This window comes from uncultured Limimaricola sp. (assembly GCF_964022235.1).
Lineage (GTDB): Bacteria > Pseudomonadota > Alphaproteobacteria > Rhodobacterales > Rhodobacteraceae > Limimaricola.
Genome location: NZ_CAXHZL010000008.1, coordinates 121,200 through 141,966 on the forward strand (window position 1 = coordinate 121,200; position 20,767 = coordinate 141,966).

At 66.5% G+C, this 20,767-nt stretch carries 18 protein-coding genes; 3 read left to right on the plus strand and 15 right to left on the minus strand.

Translation table 11 applies throughout. The annotated features are described in order from the left end of the window. The first annotated feature begins 99 nt into the window (after positions 1-99). Positions 100-843, plus strand: a complete 744-nt coding sequence (locus tag AADJ02_RS11750) for an autoinducer binding domain-containing protein (protein WP_341213199.1) — start codon at positions 100-102, stop codon at positions 841-843. Between the two features lie 350 nt (positions 844-1,193). On the opposite strand, the gene tsf is transcribed toward AADJ02_RS11750, so the two are convergent. The 3 genes from tsf to AADJ02_RS11765 form a co-directional block, all read right to left on the minus strand. Beyond that, positions 1,194-2,069, minus strand: a complete 876-nt coding sequence (gene tsf / locus AADJ02_RS11755; RefSeq protein ID WP_341213200.1) for a translation elongation factor Ts — start codon at positions 2,067-2,069, stop codon at positions 1,194-1,196. 91 nt (positions 2,070-2,160) lie between these two features. Then, on the minus strand, positions 2,161-2,946 hold the full coding sequence (gene rpsB / locus AADJ02_RS11760; protein WP_341213201.1) for a 30S ribosomal protein S2: 786 nt from the start codon (positions 2,944-2,946) through the stop codon (positions 2,161-2,163). Between the two features lie 158 nt (positions 2,947-3,104). Beyond that, positions 3,105-3,974, minus strand: a complete 870-nt coding sequence (locus AADJ02_RS11765) for an NAD(P)-dependent oxidoreductase (RefSeq protein ID WP_341213202.1) — start codon at positions 3,972-3,974, stop codon at positions 3,105-3,107. Positions 3,975-4,077: 103 nt separating this feature from the next. Here AADJ02_RS11765 and AADJ02_RS11770 point away from each other — a divergent pair, with 103 nt between their 5' ends. Together AADJ02_RS11770 and AADJ02_RS11775 are read left to right on the plus strand one after the other, a co-directional pair. Beyond that, on the plus strand, positions 4,078-6,543 hold the full coding sequence (locus AADJ02_RS11770; RefSeq protein ID WP_341213203.1) for a penicillin acylase family protein: 2,466 nt from the start codon (positions 4,078-4,080) through the stop codon (positions 6,541-6,543). A 56-nt stretch (positions 6,544-6,599) separates the two neighbouring features. Then, positions 6,600-6,935 (plus strand): DUF3140 domain-containing protein, encoded by a 336-nt coding sequence (locus tag AADJ02_RS11775; protein WP_341213204.1) that lies wholly within the window; start codon positions 6,600-6,602, stop codon positions 6,933-6,935. Between the two features lie 4 nt (positions 6,936-6,939). On the opposite strand, the gene AADJ02_RS11780 is transcribed toward AADJ02_RS11775, so the two are convergent. The 12 genes from AADJ02_RS11780 to dusB all read right to left on the minus strand — a co-directional run bounded on the left by AADJ02_RS11780 (position 6,940) and on the right by dusB (position 20,706). Further along, positions 6,940-7,299, minus strand: a complete 360-nt coding sequence (locus AADJ02_RS11780; RefSeq protein WP_341213205.1) for a VOC family protein — start codon at positions 7,297-7,299, stop codon at positions 6,940-6,942. 39 nt (positions 7,300-7,338) lie between these two features. After that, complete coding sequence (locus AADJ02_RS11785; RefSeq protein ID WP_341213206.1) at positions 7,339-7,911, minus strand: helix-turn-helix transcriptional regulator; 573 nt, start codon at positions 7,909-7,911, stop codon at positions 7,339-7,341. Between the two features lie 58 nt (positions 7,912-7,969). Then, the gene (locus AADJ02_RS11790) at positions 7,970-8,737 is read right to left on the minus strand and encodes a hypothetical protein (RefSeq protein ID WP_341213207.1); all 768 of its coding nucleotides are present in this window, start codon (positions 8,735-8,737) and stop codon (positions 7,970-7,972) included. A gap of 90 nt (positions 8,738-8,827) precedes the next feature. Next, the gene (gene hflX, locus AADJ02_RS11795) at positions 8,828-10,111 is read right to left on the minus strand and encodes a GTPase HflX (RefSeq protein WP_341213208.1); all 1,284 of its coding nucleotides are present in this window, start codon (positions 10,109-10,111) and stop codon (positions 8,828-8,830) included. Beyond that, positions 10,108-10,341: an RNA chaperone Hfq gene (hfq, locus tag AADJ02_RS11800; protein ID WP_021694502.1), complete on the minus strand. Its 234-nt coding sequence runs from the start codon at positions 10,339-10,341 to the stop codon at positions 10,108-10,110. The genes hflX and hfq overlap by 4 nt, the downstream gene beginning before the upstream one ends. A 125-nt stretch (positions 10,342-10,466) precedes the next feature. Next, the gene (locus AADJ02_RS11805) at positions 10,467-11,987 is read right to left on the minus strand and encodes a potassium transporter TrkG (protein ID WP_341213209.1); all 1,521 of its coding nucleotides are present in this window, start codon (positions 11,985-11,987) and stop codon (positions 10,467-10,469) included. A 4-nt stretch (positions 11,988-11,991) separates the two neighbouring features. Beyond that, complete coding sequence (gene trkA, locus AADJ02_RS11810) at positions 11,992-13,368, minus strand: Trk system potassium transporter TrkA (RefSeq protein WP_341213210.1); 1,377 nt, start codon at positions 13,366-13,368, stop codon at positions 11,992-11,994. 107 nt (positions 13,369-13,475) lie between these two features. Next, positions 13,476-14,870, minus strand: coding sequence for a sigma-54 dependent transcriptional regulator (locus AADJ02_RS11815; protein WP_341213211.1), 1,395 nt, complete (start codon positions 14,868-14,870; stop codon positions 13,476-13,478). A gap of 8 nt (positions 14,871-14,878) precedes the next feature. After that, positions 14,879-17,101, minus strand: a complete 2,223-nt coding sequence (locus tag AADJ02_RS11820) for a PAS domain-containing sensor histidine kinase (RefSeq protein WP_341213212.1) — start codon at positions 17,099-17,101, stop codon at positions 14,879-14,881. A 157-nt stretch (positions 17,102-17,258) separates the two neighbouring features. Next, entirely contained in the window at positions 17,259-18,635 is a 1,377-nt protein-coding gene (locus tag AADJ02_RS11825; protein ID WP_341213213.1) for a response regulator, read from the minus strand. After that, complete coding sequence (locus AADJ02_RS11830; RefSeq protein WP_341213214.1) at positions 18,635-19,711, minus strand: ATP-binding protein; 1,077 nt, start codon at positions 19,709-19,711, stop codon at positions 18,635-18,637. The genes AADJ02_RS11825 and AADJ02_RS11830 overlap by 1 nt, the downstream gene beginning before the upstream one ends. Further along, entirely contained in the window at positions 19,708-20,706 is a 999-nt protein-coding gene (dusB, locus tag AADJ02_RS11835; RefSeq protein ID WP_341213215.1) for a tRNA dihydrouridine synthase DusB, read from the minus strand. The genes AADJ02_RS11830 and dusB overlap by 4 nt, the downstream gene beginning before the upstream one ends. Positions 20,707-20,767 lie beyond the last annotated feature (61 nt).

The window sequence follows — 20,767 nt, forward strand, 5'->3', positions numbered from 1 at the left end:
CCGTAACGATTATCTCATAATAAAGATTATGTAATTATATGGGATGCTTTGGCCTTTTTGAAGTAAGTGTTAATATTCAGAATGGCCGTGATGTCGAACATGCTGACCAGCACCACCGCGCTGAGCTTCATCTCTCGCGCCGCGCGTGTCGGTGACGATGCCATTCTGTGGGACATGCTGTGCGACCGCATGATGGACTACGGCATGGACCGGCTGCTCTATGGCTTCACCTTCTTGCCCGAGCCCGACACTCTCGATCCCGGCAACTGGGTGCTGCGCAGCAGCCATTGCGACGGCTACACCCGCCGTCTGGTGGCGGATGGTCTGTATCTCGACACGCGTTACGGTGACTGGGCCCGGCACAACAGCGGCACCCTGCTCTGGAGCCGTCAGGACATGCTGCCGCATGGCGATCCGTCGAGCGAGGCACGGCTGCGTGACCTCAACCGCACGCATGGGGTGCACGCCGGTGCGATGATCAGCTTCCCGATGCTGCCACAGAAAACCCGCGCGTCACTCGTGCTCGCGGCCCAGTCCGACATACCGCAATGCCGGCTCGATCGGATCTGGTTGCAGCGCCGCGAGGAGATCGAGGCCCAGCTTCATGCCTTCCATCTCAGGTTTCAGCTGATCTACACGGATTCCTATCATCTGACGCCGCGCCAGAAGGAAGTGCTGCGGTTCGTGGCCGCCGGGCTTTCGGTGCAGCAGATCGCCGACGAGCTGAAGCTGAGCGTCGCGACCGTCGACAAGCATCTGCGCCTTGCGCGCGAGGCTTTCGGTGCCTCGACCACCGCCCAAGCCGTGGCTCGCGCAATCCGGTTTCACCAACTCTATGCATAAGGCGAGGATAAGGCTGTTTCAGGTCAAGATTACCAGACTTTTAACGAGTCGCTGATCGTGACATGGTTGTGATGTTCACTAGTATCGGCCGGTTTGGCCACTTGCACCATCCGGAAAACATTTTTTGTCCGGTATGGTGTCTATCCGACAGCAGCAGGTCGGACTTCAGCATGAGATCGCCGCGTCCGTCACCGCCGCCGGGCGCGGCACTCTCTTTCAGGGTATGCTCCCTGCCCCATCCGACACCGTGCCTACGGCCTGACTGATTCAATCAGAGCCATATCCGCCGTTTCAAACGAAAAACGCCGCCCGCGATGCGGACGGCGTTTCGGATCGATCAAGGCGTGAAATCAGCCCTTGGCGACCTTGGCCACTTCGGCGGCAAAGTCCTCTTCGACCTTCTCGATGCCCTCGCCCACGGCGAGACGCACGAAGCCGGTGATCGTCACGCCCGCCTCTTTCGCGGCGGCTTCGACGGTCAGGTCGGGGTTCACGACGAAAGCCTGACCCAGCAGGGTCGACTCGGCCATGTACTTCTTCATGCGGCCTTCGATCATCTTCTCGATGACGGCCTCGGGCTTGCCGCTTTCGCGGGCGATGTCCATCTGGACCTGCTTTTCCTTCTCGACCATCGCCGGGTCGAGATCGGCCTCGCCAAGGGCGGCCGGGTTGGCAGCGGCGATGTGCATCGCGACCTGACGGCCAAAGGCCTCGTCACCGCCCGAGAAGGCGACGAGCACCCCGATGGTGCCCATGTCGGCGGCCGCGGCGTTGTGCACGTAGGTGACGACGTTCTCGCCTTCGATCGACGCCATCCGGCGCAGCGTCATGTTCTCGCCGATCTTGGCGATCGCGTCGGTGACGAGGGTCTCGACCGGCTTGCCGTCGACCTGCGCGGCCTTCAGCTCTTCGAGGTTCGACACCTTGACGCCGGCTTGGGCGATCTTCGAAACCATCGACTGGAAGTCGGCGTTCTTGGCGACGAAGTCGGTTTCCGAGTTCAGCTCGATCGCGACGCCACGGCCATTCTCGACGGCGACGGCCACGAGGCCCTCGGCGGCGGTGCGGCCGGATTTCTTGGCGGCTTTCGCCAGGCCCTTGGTGCGCAGCCAATCCACGGCGGCTTCCATGTCGCCGTCGGTTTCGGTCAGCGCCTTCTTGGCGTCCATCATGCCTGCGCCGGTGTTCTCGCGCAGTTCCTTGACCATGCTCGCGGTGATCGCCATCGCGTCTCTCCTAGAATTTGAATGGACTCCGGGCGCGGTGATCCGCGCCCGGCAATCGTCTGGGAAGGCCAGCGGCCTTGCCGGGCGGGCCTTACTGGGCCGCGGCCTCGGCGTCCGCACCGGCGTCAGCGCTGAGCTGCTCTTCGGTGTACTGCTCCATCGCACCCATGTCGACGCCGGCGGCGCCGAGCTGCGCGCTCATGCCGTCAAGCGCGGCGCGGGCCGCGAGGTCGCAGTAGAGCGAGATCGCACGAGCGGCGTCGTCGTTGCCGGGGATCACGTAATCCACGCCATCGGGCGAGCAGTTGGTGTCGACGACGGCGACGACCGGGATGCCGAGCTTCTTGGCTTCGAGGATCGCCAGGTCTTCCTTGTTCACGTCGACCACGAACAGCAGGTCGGGAACGCCGCCCATCTCACGGATGCCGCCGAGCGAGGCTTGCAGTTTGATCTGCTCGCGCTCCATGCCCAGACGCTCTTTCTTGGTCAGGCCGGCAAAGCCCTGCTCGGAGGCTTCGTCGATGGCGCGCAGGCGGTTGATCGACTGCGACACGGTCTGCCAGTTGGTCAGCGTGCCACCGAGCCAGCGGTGGTTCATGTAGAACTGCGCGGACTTCTCGGCGGCGTCGGCGATCGGCTGCTGCGCCTGACGCTTGGTGCCGACGAACAGCACGCGGCCGCCCTTGGCGACGGTGTCGCGCACGACCTGCAGAGCCTTGTCCAGCATCGGGACGGTCTGGGTCAGGTCCATGATGTGGATGCCGTTGCGGGCGCCGTAGATGTACTCGGACATCCGCGGGTTCCAGCGGGCGGTCTGGTGGCCGAAGTGCACGCCAGCTTCGAGCAGCTGACGCATGGAGAACTCGGGAAGAGCCATGTCTATAACCTTTTTCCGGTTTGGCCTCGGCGGAGGATCAGGGCGGCTGCCCCAACCGGTGGACCCCGGGGGATGTCTCCCCCCGATAGGCCCGCCCCCGCCTGCGGGATTGATCGTGCCGTGCCCTTAGCGCCACGACCCCGCAAAGGCAACCCCGGTTACGGCTTTCGCAGCCGCTTGATCAACGACGAGGTGTCCCAGCGACCGCCGCCCATCTGCTGCACCTCCTTGTAGAACTGGTCCACCAGCGCCGTCACCGGCAGGCTGACCGACAGCTCGTCGGCGGCCGAAAGGCAGATGCCCAGATCCTTGCGCATCCAGTCGACGGCGAAGCCGTGCTCGAAATGATCGTCGAGCATGGTGCCGTGGCGGTTGACCATCTGCCAGCTTCCGGCGGCCCCTTGGGAGATCACCTCGACCAGCGCCCGGCCATCGAGCCCGGCCTTTTCGGCGAAGGCCAGCGACTCCGACAGGCCCTGCACCAGCCCCGCGATGGCGATCTGGTTGGCCATCTTCGCCAACTGCCCCGCGCCGCTCTCGCCCAGGCGGCGGCAGACCTTGGCATAGGCGTCGATCACCGGCTCGGCCCGGTCGAAATGTGCCTGCGCACCGCCGCACATAACCGAAAGCTGGCCGTTCTCGGCCCCCGCCTGCCCGCCCGAGACCGGCGCGTCGACAAAGCCGATCCCCTTGGCATCGGCCTGCCCCGCAAGCTCGCGCGTCACGGCGGCGCTGACGGTGGTGTGATCGACGAACAAAGCACCCGCCTCCATGCCGGCAAAGGCGCCGTCCTCGCCCAGACACACGCCGCGCAGGTCGTCGTCATTACCGACGCAGGCAAAGACGATCTCGGCGCCCCGTGCCGCCTCGCGCGGGGTCGCGGCGTGCTGCCCGCCATGCTCGGCGGCCCATTTTTCGGCCTTGGCGGCGGTCCGGTTGTAGACCGTCACCTCGTGGCCCGCCTTGGCCAGATGCCCCGCCATGGGGTATCCCATCACGCCCAGTCCCAGAAACGTCAGCTTCGCCATTGCGCTCTCCCTGCCTCCCGGGGCTTTCGTTCGCCCCCGAGGCGCGATACTCACCATGCCCAACCGGCCCGTCAAGCGCGGGCGACTGCTCCCCGGAGGATCGATGGCCACCCTGTTTCGCTGGCTTCTGCGCCTGACCGTCGGCGCGATCCTTCTCGGCCTCGCCGGTTTCGTGCTGACATGGTGGTTCTTCGCCCGCTCGCTGCCCGATTACGATGCGCGCACGCGTGTCGCGGGCATCACCGCCCCGGTCGAGATCGTGCGCGATCATGCCAACGTGCCGCATGTCTTCGGCAGCACCGACCGCGACGTGTTCTTCGCGCTTGGCTATGCCCATGCGCAGGACCGGTTGTGGCAGATGACCATCCTGCGCCGCACCGTTCAGGGGCGCCTGTCCGAGCTGTTCGGCCGCCGCACCGCCGAGAGCGACGTGCTGATGCGCCGCCTCGATCTCTACCGCGCTGCCACGGCCTCTGTCGAGGATCAGGACGGGCAGACGCGCTCGGCCCTCGAGGCCTATGCCGCCGGCGTCAACGCTTGGGTGGGCGAGGTCAACACCGGCGCGCGCGGGCGTGGCGCGCCCGAGATGTGGCTGTTCAACCAGCCGATCTCGCCCTGGCAGCCCGCCGACAGCATCGCGATCCTGAAGCTGATGGCCTGGCAGCAATCGGACCATCTTCAGGCCGAGGTGCTGCGCGCCCGCACCTCTTTGGTGCTCGAAGACGACCGGCTGCGCGACATCCTGCCCGACGTGCCCGGTCCCGGTCTCACCGCCCTGCCCCGTTACGCCGATCTGATGCCCGAGGTTCCGCAGCGCCACGTCGCCGCCGAAACCTCCTTTGATCCATTGTCGGCCAGCCTGCCCGCTGCGCTCTCGGGCGCGTCGAACGCCTGGGCCGCCGGGCCGTCGCGCTCGGCCACCGGGGCCACGCTTCTTGCCAACGACCCGCACCGCCTGCTCACCGCGCCGTCGATCTGGTATCTGGCGCGGCTGGAGCTGAACGCGGGCGGCGTCATCGGCGCGACGATCCCCGGCGTGCCGCTGGTGCTCGCGGGGCGCAGCGCCGATCTCGGCTGGGGCATCACCGCCTCCTTCGCCGACGACCTCGACCTCTATGCCGAGGAGGTGAACCCCCGCAACGCCTCCGAATACCGCACGCCCGAGGGCTGGGCCCGCTTCGAGGCGCGCGACAGCATCGTCGAGATCAAGGACGCCGCCGCCGTCACCCTGCGGCTGCAGCGCACGACCAACGGCCCCGTCCTGCCGCCCGAGCAGTTCGCGCTCGACACGATCCGGCCGCGCGGCCACGTGATGACGCTGGCGTGGTCGGGCCTCTCGGACAACGACACCTCGATGACCGCCGGGCTGCGGCTGATGCAGGCGCGCTCGATCGAGGAAGGCATGCGCGCGGGCCGCCTGCAGGTGGCCCCCAGTCAGAACCTGATCCTCGCCGATCGCAACCGCGTGGCGCTCAAGACCGTGGGCGCGGTGCCGCTGCGCAATCCCGATCATCAAAGCCAGGGCCGCCTGCCGACGCTGGGCCATGTGGCCCAGAATCGCTGGCAAGGCTGGCTGTCCTATGCCGATCTGCCCGAGACCTCCGAACCCGCGGGCGGCCTCGTCGGCAACACCAACAACAAGACCGTGGACCGGCCCTTTCCCGAGCATGTCTCCTACCACTGGGGCGACACGCAGCGCATCGCGCGCTGGCGCGGGCTGATGCAATCGCGCGAGGTGCACACCCGCGACAGCTTCATCGAAGCGCAGCTCGACACGGTGAGCCCGACGGCGCGCGCCCTGCTGCCGATCGTGGGCGCGGACCTGTGGTTCACCGGAGAGCCCGCCGAAGACGGCACGCCCGAGCGCCGCCGTCAGCGCGCGCTGGAGCTCTTGGGCGAGTGGAACGGCGAAATGAACGAGCATCTGCCCGAGCCGCTGATCTATGCCGCATGGATGCGGGCGCTGCAGGAGCGGCTGATCCGCGACGATCTCGGGCCGCTGGCGAACGCTTTCAGCCACGTCGAGCCGCTGTTCATCGACCGCGTCTACCGGGACATCGACGGTGCCTCGAAATGGTGCGACATCCGCCAGTCGGCGGCGGACGAAAGCTGTGCCGACATCGCGCGCATGGCGCTCGACGATGCGCTGATCTGGATCTCCGAGACCTATGGCAGCAACCTAGACGCGCTGCGCTGGGGCGACGCGCACGAGGCACGGCAGGATCACCCGGTTCTAGGTCAGGCGCCCTTCCTCAACTGGTTCGTGAACATCCGCCAGAGCACTTCGGGCGGCGACAACACGCTGCGGCGCGGGTTGACAGACGGGCGCGCGCCGAACCCGTTCCACAACGTCCATGCGGCGGGCTATCGCGGCGTTTACGACTTCGCCGATCCCGACAGCTCGGTCTTCATCATCTCGACCGGCCAGTCGGGCCATCCGCTGTCGCGCCATTACGACGATCTGGGCGAGCTTTGGCGGCGTGGCGAATACATCCCCATGTCTCTCGACCCGACGCTGGCGCGCGGCGCCGCCGTGGGCATCACCCAGCTGATCCCGGCCCGGCCCTGACGCGGAACCGGCGCGGGCCGCGCCGGTTGCCCTTCCGACACGGGAAGGAGCAACGCATGAGCGGAAAATCACACGAGCAGATCTGGGATGAGTTCCGCGATCTGGTGAACATGGCCCCCAAGGAGATCGAGGATTTCCTCGACACCGAGCAAAGCAGATCGGTCGGCGACACCGGTGGCGACGGCGAAAGCACGGGCCACAAATCGGGCAAGCGGATCGTCGAAATCAAGCGCACCAACAAGGCCGATCTCTCGGACGACCAATGGGATCACATGGCCAAGGTCGTGGGCTACATCAAACGGCACAAGGCCCAAGGCGGCCCCGAAGTCGACATGGCGCATTCCAAGTGGCGTTACAGCCTGATGAACTGGGGCCACGATCCCATGAAGTGACTGCTCAGACCGTCTCGCAGATCTCGATGCGGTTGCCGAACGGGTCCGAAACATAGAGCCGCCGCAACCCTGGCAGATCGACATCCGGGCGCGTTTCGATCCCGGCCGCGTCAAAGTGGTAGCGCAGCCCCGCCAGATCGGCGACGCGGAACGCCGGATGTGCCTTGCTTGCGGGCGAGAACGGCGTCTCGACCCCGAGGTGCAGCCGCAGGTTGCGCCCTTCGAACCAGACCCCACCTCGCCCGGCGAGCGCTTCGGGCTTGGCCACCTCGTTCAGCCCGAGCACGCCGCAGTAGAACGCCCGCGCCGCGTCTTCGCCGCCTTCGGGCATCGCCATCTGGATGTGGTGAAGATCGAGGATCATCGGCGGCTTCCTGTCCTGTGTCGCCCTCTGATAGCGCTATCATTTCGCCCCGTCATCCGTTCGCCCGGCAGGCGACGCAACGACAGTCAGCCCGCCACGCTCGCGTGCCGGGGCCAGCAGGTCTTCGAGAAAAAACCCGGTGAGTTGCGCGCGGCTGGTCAGGCCCGACTTGCGGTAGACGGCGGCAGCATGCTGGCGCACCGTGGCGCTGGAGCAATCGCGCAGCGTCGCAATCTCCTTGTGGCTCAACCCCTTGAGCATGAGCCGCGCCACTTCGCCCTCGGCCTCGGTCAGGCCCCAATCGGTGAACTGCGCGGTGATCGCCCGGCTCAGACCGTCGACATGCGCGCGGCTGGCCTGTCGCCAATGCTCGCCCTCGCGCTGGGCACGATCAAGATCGCCCAAGAGCCGCGTCCGCTCACGCCGCATCTCGCGGCTGGCCTGAGAGCCGAAGGCGGTGAAGGCGACCGCTCCGGCGAGAAGCGCCGTCTCGAACAGGTCGACGGCAAAGCCGCCCCATGTGAGGGGCTCATCCGACTGCGCGACCTCAAGCGCGATCAACAGGCCGAACAGGCCGGTGGCGGCGGCGGCAAAGATCATGGCTCGGGACATGGGGTTTCCCTCCGAACGGAAGGATGCCACGGATTTCGTTCCGTGGCATCCGCGCAAGTCAGTCTTCGGTGGCAAAGAAGCCCAAGGTGATCGTCTGGTTGCCCGACGTCTCGAGCGCCAGCACCTCGATCTCGTAGAGCGTCCCGGGCCGCAGGAAGGCGGCGGGCACCGTGAAGCCGGTGACCTCCGGCCCCAGATGCACGTCGAAGATCGGCTTGGAAAAGCCGTCGGCGTCTTCATACTCCTCATCGGTAACGATCAGCTCATAGCCGGTGATCTGCGGCGCGCGGTCGTCGAGAGAGGCGGTCACCGGTGTCCAAGTCACCTCCAGATCGGCGGCAGGCAGCACGGGTGGCTCCATCTCTTCCGCATCCTCGACCAGATCGGGTGCCGTGATTTCGGGCGGCCGCGGCACCAGCGTGGTGAAACGCGCGATACCCTCCCGCCCCGTGCCGTCAAAGAGCTTGGCGCGCATCGCGTAATCGCCCTCGGGAAACGCGCCCTTCAGCGCCGCGTAGTCCCAGACCGACTCCGGCGGCTCGCGGCTCTCGAAAAAGAACGAGCCGAGGCCCAGATCGCCAAGCTGCGCCTCGGGGTCGACGTGCAGCACCAGCGTGCCGGAGGGGTCGAAGACGCAAAGCTCGCTCCAGCCGTCGTCGTCGCCGTATCCGTGAACGCCGATGTCGCCATCGGTCGCGTTGTATTCGATGATCAGCCGCGCCGCGGCGATCGGGCGCGTGTCGGCTGGCATGTCACCGCATGGCTCTTGCGCCAGCGCCGGTGCGGCGACGAGCGCGAGCGTGGGGATCAGGATGGGGTGTTTCATGGCGTCTCTCCCTGTGAGTGTCAGGAAAAGACTGCGCCGATGCGCGGCCCGCGCCCATCCGACAGGGCGCGGGCCATCATGTGTCAGGTATCAGATCCGCTCGTAACGTGCCTTCTGCGCCGCCGACCAGCGGACCTGCATCTTGTGGCCCTCCTCGGTCGGCGTATCCCCTTCGACGAGGCCCTGCTCGAACAGCCAGGCGCGCTTGCGACCGGCGGCAAAGGGCACCACCAGCTCTTCAAGCTGCTTCACGCCACCGAGCGCCTCGGAGATGTCGGCCAGCAGCGCGTCCATCCCTTCGCCGGTGACCGCCGAGACGGCCGAGACGTTTTCGGTCCGGCCCGCGCGCTCCTGTGCCGCCTCGTGGGCGTCCTCGGCCAGCGTGTCGATCTTGTTCCAGACCTCGATCTTGGGCGTGTCGTCTGGCAGGCCGAGCGTCGACAGGATGCTTTCGACCTCGCGCGCCTGCTCCACCGTCTGGGCATGGCCGATGTCGCGTACATGCAGCACCAGATCGGCGTCGAGAACCTCTTCGAGCGTGGCGCGGAACGCCGCGACAAGCTCGGTCGGCAGGTCCGAGATGAAGCCCACCGTATCCGACAGGATCACCTCGTCGCCCGTGGGCAGCACGACGCGGCGCATCGTCGGGTCGAGCGTGGCAAAGAGCATGTCCTTGGCCATCACGTCCGCACCGGTCAACCGGTTGAACAGCGTCGATTTTCCGGCGTTGGTATAGCCCACCAGCGCCACGATCGGAAACGGCACCTTGGCGCGCGCGGCGCGGTGCAGCGTGCGGGTCTTCACGACCTTGTCGAGCTGCCGCTTGAGCCGGACGAGTTGCTCGTCGATGGCGCGTCTGTCGGCCTCGATCTGCGTCTCGCCGGGGCCGCCGACAAAGCCCAGTCCGCCCCGCTGACGCTCGAGGTGGGTCCAGGCGCGCACGAGGCGCGTTCGTTGGTAGCTGAGCGCCGCCATCTCGACCTGCAACACGCCCTCTCGGGTCGCGGCGCGGTCGCCGAAGATCTCGAGAATGAGTCCGGTCCGATCGAGGATCTTGACCTTCCATTCCTTTTCGAGATTGCGCTGCTGCACCGGGCCGACATGGCCGTCAATCAGCACCAATTCCACCTCGTTGGCGTGCAGGCGCTGCTTGAGCTCTTCGATCTTGCCGGTGCCGAACAACATGCCGGGGTGGCGCTTGGGCAGGCGCACGACCTCGGAGCCGAGCACGTCGAGGCCCGGCAGGGCGTCGGCCAGCGCGATGGCTTCGGCTAGCGCCGCATTGGGCTCACGCCGGCTATTGTCGTTCTTGATCTCGGGGTGGATCACCCATGCACGGGTGTCCGGGGCCTCGGGGATGTAATAATCGGTCAATCTTCACCGTCATAGAGGTTTACGGGCTGCGACGGCATGATGGTCGAAATCGCGCTCTTGTAGACGAGCTGGGATTGTCCATCGCGGCGCAGCAGCACGCAGAAATTGTCGAACCAGGTGATCACGCCCTGCAGCTTCACGCCATTGATCAGGAAGATCGTCACCGGCACCTTGACCTTGCGCACGTGATTCAGGAACGCATCCTGAAGGTTCTGCTTGTCTCCGGCCATCACCGTCCCTTTGTTCTTGTGGCCGCGGACCGGCCTTTTCCCTCGTTGCAAAGGAGTATGTCCCGCCGCCGGTGGAGTTTCCAGCCCGGAAATCCGTGCGATGGCGCACGAGCCCCTCGCGTGTCCTAACTGCGCCAACTCGACGGGTTGAGCAAGGCGATGATCGCCAGCGTCTCGAGCCGCCCCAAAACCATGGCCGCCGCGAGGATCGCCTTGGCCATGCCGGGGATGCCCGCATAGGAAATCGGGTACTGCGCCCCCATCTCGGCCAGAGGTCCCGTGGTCGAGAGCGCCGCCACGGTCAGCGTCATCGCCACCTCAAATTGCACCCCGGTGAGCGATAGCGCCAGCATGACGGCCGTCACCGACAGCGCGAACAGCATGAAGAAGATCCACGAGATGAACGCGCCCTCGCGCCGGATGCGCCGCGCCTCGACGCCGTCGCCGCCGACCGAATGCGGATGCACAAGCCGTTCCAGCTCGCGCTTGCCATGCATCCAGAGCGCATAGACGCGCATCAGCTTGACCCCGCCCGCCGTCGTCGCGACACCGCCGCCGATGAGCGCGAGCCCGACCAGCACCAGCCCCGGCGTCTCCAGCCCCGACCATTCCGCGGCCCCAAGCCAATAGCGGCTTTCGAAGCCCGCGGTGGTGAGGAACGAGGTCACTGTGAAGACCGCCCCCCACAGCGCGGCGAACGCCTCCGGCAGATCGGCCTCGGCCCGGTCCTCGACCGCGCCGAAGAAATGCCGTGCGAACAACAGCCCCGGCACGATCAGCACCAGCGCCAGCCCCATGCGCAGCTCGGGATCGCGGATCAGCCGCCCGCCGTGATCTCCGAACATGTTGCGCGCGAAGGTCAGCCGCGACAGCGCAAAGACCGAAAAAACGACGATCAGCATTTCGCCCAAGAGGCCGGAGTTGGTATAGCGCAACCCGCCCACCGGGCTGATGCCGCTGGTGGCAAGCGTCGACATCGCGTGGCAAAACGCCACGAAGGGCCGGTCGCCCGCCGCCACGAGGCCGAGCCACAGCAGCCCCGTCAGCGCGGTGTAGATCGGCAGCAGCCGGGCGGCATAGCGCACCAGACGCTCGGAGGGATCGGCCACACGGGTGATCTGGCTGAGCCGCGCGCCGCCCTCGCTTGGCAGCGCGGAGTTGCGCACCTCGAAGCCGCCCAGGTTCATCGGCGCGAGGATCGACACCGCCGTCACCCAGATCAGCAGACCGCCGAGCCAACCCACGAGAGCGCGCCACAAATGCAGGCTGTCGTTGAGCCGCACCACGTTGTCATAGACAGTGGCGCCGGTGGTGGTGAAGCTCGACACCATCTCGAACCACGCGTTGAGAAACGAGGTTGTCCCCAGTGCTTCGTGAAACGGGATCGCGAAGATCACCGGCAGCACCGTGAAGGCCGCGAGCAGCGCCGAAAGCTGGCTGCGCGGCACGCTGGCGGGGCGGTAATTCGCCGTGGCCAGACCGATCAGCAGCGACAGCATCAACCCGAGGATCGCCCCGTAAAGGAAGGTGCGCGAGGTCAGCCAGTCCTCGCGCACCAGCGCGTGTATGGCGGGCAGCAGCATGGCCGCCGAGCCCATCGCCATCAGCAGCACGAAGAACGGGATGCGGGTCAGGCGGCGTTCCATGGCTCTAGAAGAAGTCGATCGAGACCTGCAGCAGGCGCTCGACCTCCGGCACGTCCGAAGCCATCGCGAAGAGCGCCACCATGTCGCCCTCCTCGATCCGCAGCGCGCCGTGGATCTTCATCATCCGCCCGTCCTTGACCACGCCGCCCACCAGCACGCCTTCGGGAAAGGCGATGTCGCGGATGCGTTGGCCCGCGATCGGAGAGGTGCCCAAGACCTGCGCCTCGATCAGTTCGGCCTCGGCGTCGCCGATCGAATAGACCCCGCGCACCCGGCCATGCCGGATGTGGCGCAGGATCGAGCTCACGGTGGTGGCGCGCGGGTTGATGTAGGCGTCGATGTCCATCGCCTGCATCAGCGGCACCAATGTTGGGTCGTTGACCAGACAGATCGCCAGCGGGCAGCCAAGCGCCTTGGCCCGGACCGAGGCCAAAAGGTTCGTCTTGTCGTCATCCGTGACCACGAGCACTGCGTCGGCGGTGCCGATCTGCGCTTCTTCGAGCAGCGCGGCATCGAGACCGTCGCCGTTGAGCACGATGGTCCGGTCGAGCTGATCGGCGGCGCGCTCGGCGGCCTTGCGGTCGCGCTCGATCATCTTGACGCGCAGCCGGTCGGGCCGGTTCTCCAGCGCCCGAGCGACGCCGAGACCGACGTTGCCGCCGCCAATCACCACGATCCGCTCCTGCTTGGCGTGGCGCTTGCCAAAGATCTCGAGCGTGCGGACCATGTCGGTGGTGTCGGTAAAGACATAGATGGAATCGCCGGGAAAAATCTGATCCTCGGGCGCCGGTGCGAACAGCCTGCCGCGCCGCCTTATGCCCACCACGATGGCGCGCAGGGTCGAGAACAGGTCGGTCAACTGGCGCAGCGGCGTGTTGATGACCGGGCATTCCTCGTCGATGGAAATGCCCAAGAGATGCCCGCGCCCGTCGAGAAAGCTTTCGGCATCGAAGGCCGACGGTGCCGCAAGCCGTTGCAGCGCGGCCTCCGCGACCTCTTTCTCGGGCGAGATCACCACGTCGATCGGCATGTGATCGCGCCGGTAGAGATCGGAATAGATCGCGTCGAGATAGGACTGCGCGCGCAGCCGGGCGATCTTGCGCTGGATCGAGAACACCGAATGCGCCACCTGACAGGTGACCATGTTCACCTCGTCGCTATGCGTCGCGGCGATGATCATGTCGGCGTCCCGCGCGCCCGCGCGGTCGAGCACGTCCGGATAGCTCGCGAAACCGGTGATGCCCTGAACATCGAGCGTGTCGGTGGCGCGGCGCACGAGGTCGGGGTTGCTGTCGACGACGGTGACGTCGTTGCGTTCACCCGACAGGTGCCGGGCGATCTGCCAGCCGACCTGCCCGGCGCCGCAGATGATGACCTTCATCTTTGTTCCCGGTCCGTTGGGAGGCGCCCGTGGCGGCGCTCATGCCGCCACGGAGTGCCAGAGCCCGAGGGTGCGGTCAATCCGCCCGCACCTTTGGCGGGGTCGGATCAATCCTCGACATGGGCCACCCGCGCGCCCGCTTTCGAGGAGGTGACGACGCCAAGGCTCTTGAGCTTGCGGTGCAGCGCCGAGCGCTCCATGCCGACGAAGGCCGCGGTACGGGAGATGTTGCCGCCAAAGCGGTTGATCTGCGTCAGGAGATACTCGCGCTCGAACAGCTCGCGCGCCTCCCGAAGCGGCAGCGTGGCCAAGCCGCCAGACAGGACGACACGGCCTTCCTCGCGGCCCGGATCGTCGAGACCCGGCAGCTCCTTGGCGCTGATCTCACCGCTGGAATCTCCAAGGATAAGAACACGTTCCACGACGTTCTTGAGCTGTCTGATGTTGCCGGGCCACAGCATTGTCTGCAGCAAGGCACGGGCATCCTCTCCCAAGGGGCGCAGTGGCAGGCCTTGGGTCTTGTTCAATTCAGCGATGAAGTGTTCGGCCAAGAGTGGGATATCTTCGCGTCGCTCTTCCAGCCCCGGCACATGGATCGGCACCACGTTGAGCCGGTGGTACAGCTCCTGGCGGAACGAGCCGGCGCGGATCGCCGCCTGCAGATCGCGGTTGGTCGAGGAAATGACACGCAGGTCCACCTGCACCTTTTCGGTGCCGCCAACACGCTGGAATGACTGGTCGACCAGCACGCGCAGCATCTTCGACTGGGTGCCGAGCGGCATGTCGGCCACCTCGTCGAAATAGATCACCCCGCCGCTGGCCTGTTCGAGCAGACCCTTCTCGATGCCCTTTTCCGGACCTTCCTTGCCGAACAGCACCTCCTCCATCCGCTCGGGCTCGATCGTCACCGAATTGACGGTGACGAAGGGTGCGCCGGCGCGGTTGGAGTTGGCGTGGATGTAGCGTGCGGCGATCTCCTTGCCCGATCCGGGGTGACCCGTGAGCATCACCCGACCATTGGAGCGCGTCACCTTGTCGAGCTGGCTGCGCAGCGAGCGGAACGAGGCGCTGTCGCCCAGCATCTCGGAAGGCGGCGCGTCGCCACGGCGCAGTTCGACATTCTCGCGCCGCAGCCGCGAGGTCTCCATCGCGCGCTTGATGACCACGAGCAGCTGGTCGATGTTGAAGGGCTTTTCGATGAAGTCGTAGGCGCCCTGTTTGATCGCGGCGACCGCGATCTCGATGTTGCCATGGCCCGAGATGATGACGATCGGGATGCCGGGGTGGTCGCGCTTGACGGTCTTCAGGATGTCGATCCCGTCCATCCGGCTGTCCTTCAGCCAGATGTCGAGGATCATCAGCGCCGGGGGCTGGTCCTCGATGGCTTCCATGCACTCGTCGGACGTGGCCGCGAGCCGGGTGGAATAGCCTTCGTCGCGCAGAATGTCGGAGATCAGTTCGCGGATGTCGCGCTCGTCGTCGGTGATCAGGATGTCGCCCATCTCATACCTCATGCTGTTGCCTGCAATGCCGGTTGCCCGGTCTTCTCGATATCCCCCGATTCGCCATGACCCTCGCGCAGTACCGGCAGGGTGATGACCGCCATGGCGCCCTTGTGGGCACCCTCCTCGAAGGCTGGCGCGTCGACGAGGGACAAGCTTCCGCCATGCTCCTCGATGATCTTCTTCACGATGGGCAGGCCGAGGCCGGTGCCCTTGTCGCGGGTGGTGACGTAAGGCTCGAACAGCCGCGCCCGATCCTCGGGCAGGCCGATGCCATTGTCGGCAATGGTGATCCGGGCCTCGGTGCCGTCCGCGGTCATCGCCATCCGGATGGTCGGCGCGAAGCCGGATTCAACACCTTTTTCGGTAAAGCTTTCAATGGCTTCTCCCGCGTTCTTAATAAGGTTGGTTAGCGCTTGCGTGATCATGGTCGCGTCCAGCGCGGCCAGAACCGGCTGCGATGGCAATGTGATCTCGAACTTGACGTCGGGCTGGCCCGCCTCCTGAAGCGTGACCGCATCGCGCAGGATCGTCACGATGTCGTTGCGGATACGGTCGGGCTCGGGCATCCGCGCGAATTTCGAGAACTCGTCGACGATGCGGCGCAGGTCGCCGGTCTGGCGCACGATCACCTCGGTCATATGACCGAGCGCCGCGGCGTCCTCCGTATCGAGCTGACGCGCGAATTTGCGCTGGATCCGCTCCGCCGACAGGCGGATCGGGGTCAGCGGATTCTTGATCTCATGCGCGATACGCCGCGCGACGTCGCCCCATGCCGCCATGCGCTGCGCGGACACGAGATCGCTCACGTCGTCGAAGGCCACCACGTAGCCTTCGAGCGCGCCATCGTCGGCCCGACGCGGCGCCATGCGCACCAGAAGCGTTTCCTGCCGCCCGTCCCGGATCAGCTGAACCTGCTCTTGCACCGACTCGCGCTCTTCGACGCGCAGCGCCTCGAACAGCGGTGCGAACTCGGGCACCATCATCTCGAGCGTCGTGTCGTCCAACTCCGGCCCGAGACCCAGCAGCCGCAGCGCGGAGCGGTTGGCGAAGGCCACCTGCCCGTCGGCCCCAAGACCGATCACGCCGGAGGTGACCGACCCCAGCACGCTGTCGAACAGCCGGCGCCGCGCCTCGATCTGGCGGGTATTGTCCAAAAGGCGGTCGCGCTGTAGCTTCAGCTCGGTCGTCATCTGGTTGAAATAGGTGCCGAGCTGGGCGATCTCGTCGTCGCCCTCTTCCTCGATCACCCGCACGTCGAGATCGCCCGCGCCGACGCGCTGCGAGGCCGAGACGAGGCGGCCCACGGGCTTGGACAGCCGCTCGGCGAACCACAGACCGAGCCAGATCGCCGCGAGGATCAGGATCACGGCAAAACCTAGGTACAGAAGCCCGAACTCGAACAGCAGCCGGCCGCGTTCGGCTTCGAGCTGCTGATATAGCTCGACCGTCTGCTGCGTGTCGTCGAGCAGGGCGAGGATGCCGCCGTCGACCTCGCGGGTCACATAGAGGTAGCGGTCGGAAAAGCCCTGAAGCGGGATCAACGCCCGAAACTCGTTGTTGACCCAATCTTCGATGATGGCGATGCCGCGCGCTTCAGCGCGTCGAAAGCTCGCGGCTTCGGGCCGTTCGAAATCGAACTCGTAGCTGCGCGCGCCCCGGGCGCGGATCTCGCCCGTCCCGTCGATGACATAGGCTTCGGTCAGCCCGCGCTCGATCTGCCCCTGCACCCGGCCAAGCGCCTGCCGCACCTCGCCATCCGACAAGAAGGGTTGCGCGGCGCGTTCGGCGTTGAGAAAGGCCGCCAACTCCAGCCCGTCGCGCGACAGATCCTGGCGGTGCTCTTCCTCATAGGCCTGCGCTGCGGTGAGCGATGCGCCCAGCACGGTGCGCACCCGCTCCGAGAACCAACCTTCGAGGCCGACGTTGATGGTAAGAACCGAAAACACGGCGACGAGCACCGTGGGGATGAGCGCCAAGAGCGCGAAGACGCCCGTGAGCCGCATGTGCAACCGCGATCCGGCCGAGCGGGCACGCCGGGCCGACACCATGCGCGCCACCCGGAACGAGACCAGCGCCGCGACGACGAGGGCGTAGACGAGGTCCGCCAGCAGCACCAGCCGCAACAACAGCGACGTGGCGCCCTGATCGAGCGGCCCCATGACCCAGAAGGTGGCCACGGCCAAGGCCGGGCCAAGCACCACGAGCGACAAGGTCGCAGCGTTCTGCACCCGCCGCTGGCGGCGCCAGCGCGCGACGCGCGAGAATCGGGAGGTCGATAACCGCCTCAAACACCCTGCCCCGTTGATGGGAACGCAAGTTCCGCCGCCTCATTGCCGCGATCTCACCCCGGCCATGCGTCCGGGGGGTCACGGTTCTGTTGCGGTTTTACATCAATTTGCGGCGACGTGTCACGCGAATATCGAGGTCCGTGATCTTCTTGCGCAGGGTATTTCGGTTGATGCCCAGAAGATCGGCGCATTTCGCCTGATTTCCGCCCGTCGCGTCGAGTGCGATTTCGATCAGAGGCGTTTCAATTTCCTTGAGAATCCGCTGATAGAGGCCCACGGGCGGCAACTGCCCGCCATGCAGGTCGAAATATCGTTTCAGATGCCGCTCTACGCTCGCCGAGAGCTTTTCGCCTTCGCCGCCACCGCGCAGCGGTTCGGCGGCGGGCTGTCCGCCGAGTACCAGATCGACATCCGCGCGCGCGATTTCCTCTTCGGTCGAAGTGACGACGAGTCGCCGCATCGCGTTCTCGAGCTGTCGCACGTTGCCGGGCCAGGAATAGGCGCGGATCATCTCGGTCGCCTGCGGCGACAGCCGGCGCGGGCCCAGCCCGTCGCGCTCGGCCTTGAGCAGGAAATGCTCGGCCAGCAGCGGGATGTCGTCGACCCTCTCGCGCAGCGACGGCACGGTGATGGTCACGCCGGCGAGGCGGTAATAGAGATCCTCGCGAAAGCTCCCCTCCTCGATGCGCCGCGCCAGTTCGCCCTGCGAGGTGGCCATGATGCGCGGTGCGTGGTCGCCCATCGCGTCGAGCATGCGCACGATGCGCACCTGCGCCTCGGCATCGAGATCGCCGACCTCGTCGAACAGGATCGACCCGCCCCGCGCGCGGCTCAGCACCGCGCCCGGCCCGTCCATCCCGGAGAGATCCGACGGCGAGACGGTGACGAAGGGCAGCGACCGACGGTCGGAGAAATCATGAATGGCCCGGGCAATGAGCGACTTTCCGGTGCCGCTTTCGCCGGTGACGAGCACCGGCAGCGCGGTGTTCATCACCCGCGCCACCAGTCGGTACAGCGCCTGCATCGCCTGCGTGCGACCCACCAGCGGCAGATCACCGCCCGCCGCGGCATCGGGGGCCGCGCCCGGCGTGCGGGCCGCGGGCGCGCGGCGCTTGGCCTCGAGCGCGCGAGAGGCGCGCTTCATCAGGTCGGGCAGGTCGAAGGGCTTGGGGAGGTAGTCATAGGCCTCTGCTTCGGCGGCCTGAATCGCCGTCATGATCGTGTTCTGCGCCGAGATCACGATCACCGGCAGGCCCGGCCGCGCTTCGGAAATCTTGGGAAGTTGTTCGATGCCGTTGCCGTCCGGCATGACCACGTCGGAGATCACGAGGTCGCCCTTGCCCTCCTCGACCCAGCGCATCAGCGTGACCAACGAGGAAGTGGCATGGACCTTGCAGCCCGCGCGCGTGAGCGCTTGGGTCAACACGGTGCGGATGGTGCGGTCGTCATCGGCGACCAGGATCGTTCCGTCCATCAGTTTTCTCCGCTGGGGGGGGCTTCGGGGGCGCGCGGCAGGGAGATCCGGAACACGGTGTGCCCGGGCGCCGAATCCACAGAGATCCAACCGCCGTTTTCGGTGACGAGCTTCGAGACGAGCGCGAGCCCGAGCCCGGTGCCGTTTTCGCGGCCCGACACAAAGGGTTCGAACACGTCTCCCGCGATATCGGGCGGCAGGCCGGGGCCGTCGTCATGGATTTCGAGCTGCAAGGGCAGCCGCGCCTGGGTGCCGTCGGGCTGACGCACGCGCAGCGACGGCTCGTAAAAGCTTCGCAGGCGGACGCAGCCGCCGGGCCGCCCGGCTTCGCAGGCGTTCTTCACCAGGTTGAGAACGACCTGCAGCAGTTGATCGGCATCGATCAGGGCGCGCGGCAACGAGGGGTCATAGTCCTCGACAAAGGACATATGCGCGCCAAAGCCCACCGCCGCCGATTGGCGCGCCCGGTCGAGCACGTCGTGCACGTTGACGGGACGGCGCGCGGGCGGGCGCAGGTTTCCGAACTGCTCGACCTGTTCGAGCAGCTTCACGATACGGCGGCTTTCCTCGACGATGAGGTCGGTCAGCTCGCGATCCTCGGCCGACAACCCCATCGACAAAAGCTGCGCAGCACCGGTGATCCCCGCGAGCGGGTTCTTAATTTCGTGGGCCAACATTTCGGCCATGCCGATCGCCGATTTCGCCGCCTTGCCCGTGGCTTGGTGCTGGGTCAGGCGGTGCGCCATCTCGCGCGGCGAGATCATCATCAGCATCTGCCCGTCGCTGCCCATCAGTGGCGAGAACAGGATCGAGCATTGCATCGGCGGGCGCTCGCCCGAGCCGACGTCGACATCGTTGACGAAGAGCGAGCTGCGCTGTTCGCGGGCCTTCACGAAGGCCTCCTCGAGCGGCGCGTCGATCGTGACCTTGTCCCATAGCGGCGCGCCGCGCAGGCTGCGCTGCGAGATGTTGAGAAACAGCTCCGCCGCCGAGTTGGCGTCCGAGATCCGGTCGTCGGACCCCAGCAGCAGCGCGGGCACCGGAAGCGAGTTCCACAGGGCGGTGTCGACGATCATGCCGCGCGCCTTTCGCCCTGCAGCGCCAGCGGCAACAGCGATGGCACCCGTTCTGGCATCGCGGTCAGAACCTCGCGGCGCAGCGCCTCGGGCGTGCCCGCCTCGTCCATGTACCAGCCCAGATGCTTGCGCGCGACGCGCCCACCCAAGGCCGCGCCATAGAACTCGAGCATCGCCTCATAATGTCCTGAAACCATGTCGATAAATGCCTGATCCTGTGGGATGTCGGGGGCCTGCCTGCCGGTGAGGGTCGCGATGATCCGCGCCAATTGCCAGGGCCGTCCCTGCGCGCCGCGCCCCACCATGACGCCTGCCGCACCAGAGCGCGCCAGCGCCTCGCGCGCCGTGGTCGCGTCGGTGATGTCGCCATTCGCGATGACCGGAATCGAGACGGCCTCGCGGATGCGGCGGATCGCGGCCCAGTCGGCGGCGCCCTTGTAGAACTGGCAGCGCGTGCGCCCGTGGATCACCACCATGCGCACGCCCGCGGCCTCGGCTCGCCGGGCGATCTGCGGCGCGTTGAGCAATTCGTCGTCCCAGCCGAGCCGGGTCTTGAGCGTCACCGGCACCGAGACCGCGCCCACCACCGCCTCGATCAGCCGCAGCGCGTGGTCAGGCGTCTTCATCAGCGCCGAGCCCGACAGCCCGCCGGTCACCTTCTTGGCCGGACAACCCATGTTGATGTCGATGAATCGTGCGCCATTGGCCTCGACCATGCGCGCGGCCTCGGCGATCCAGTACGGATCGCGCCCGGCGAGCTGCACGCCCGTGTCCGAGCGGTCAAAGCCCAATTCGGCGCGCTCGCGCACGCCCGGCTTGGCCTGCACCATTTCCTGGCTCGCGACCATTTCGGAGACCACCCAGCCCGCGCCGAACGAGGCGACGAGACGGCGGAACGGCAGATCGGTGATCCCCGCCAGCGGCGCCAACGCCACCGGCGCGTCGAAAACAACGCCGGAGCCAAGATCGATGGGGGAAAGCGGGGCGCGTGTCATCTGCCTAAAACCTGTGCGTATGGGATCGATCTATGGGGAGGGCCGGTGCGTCACAATCGCA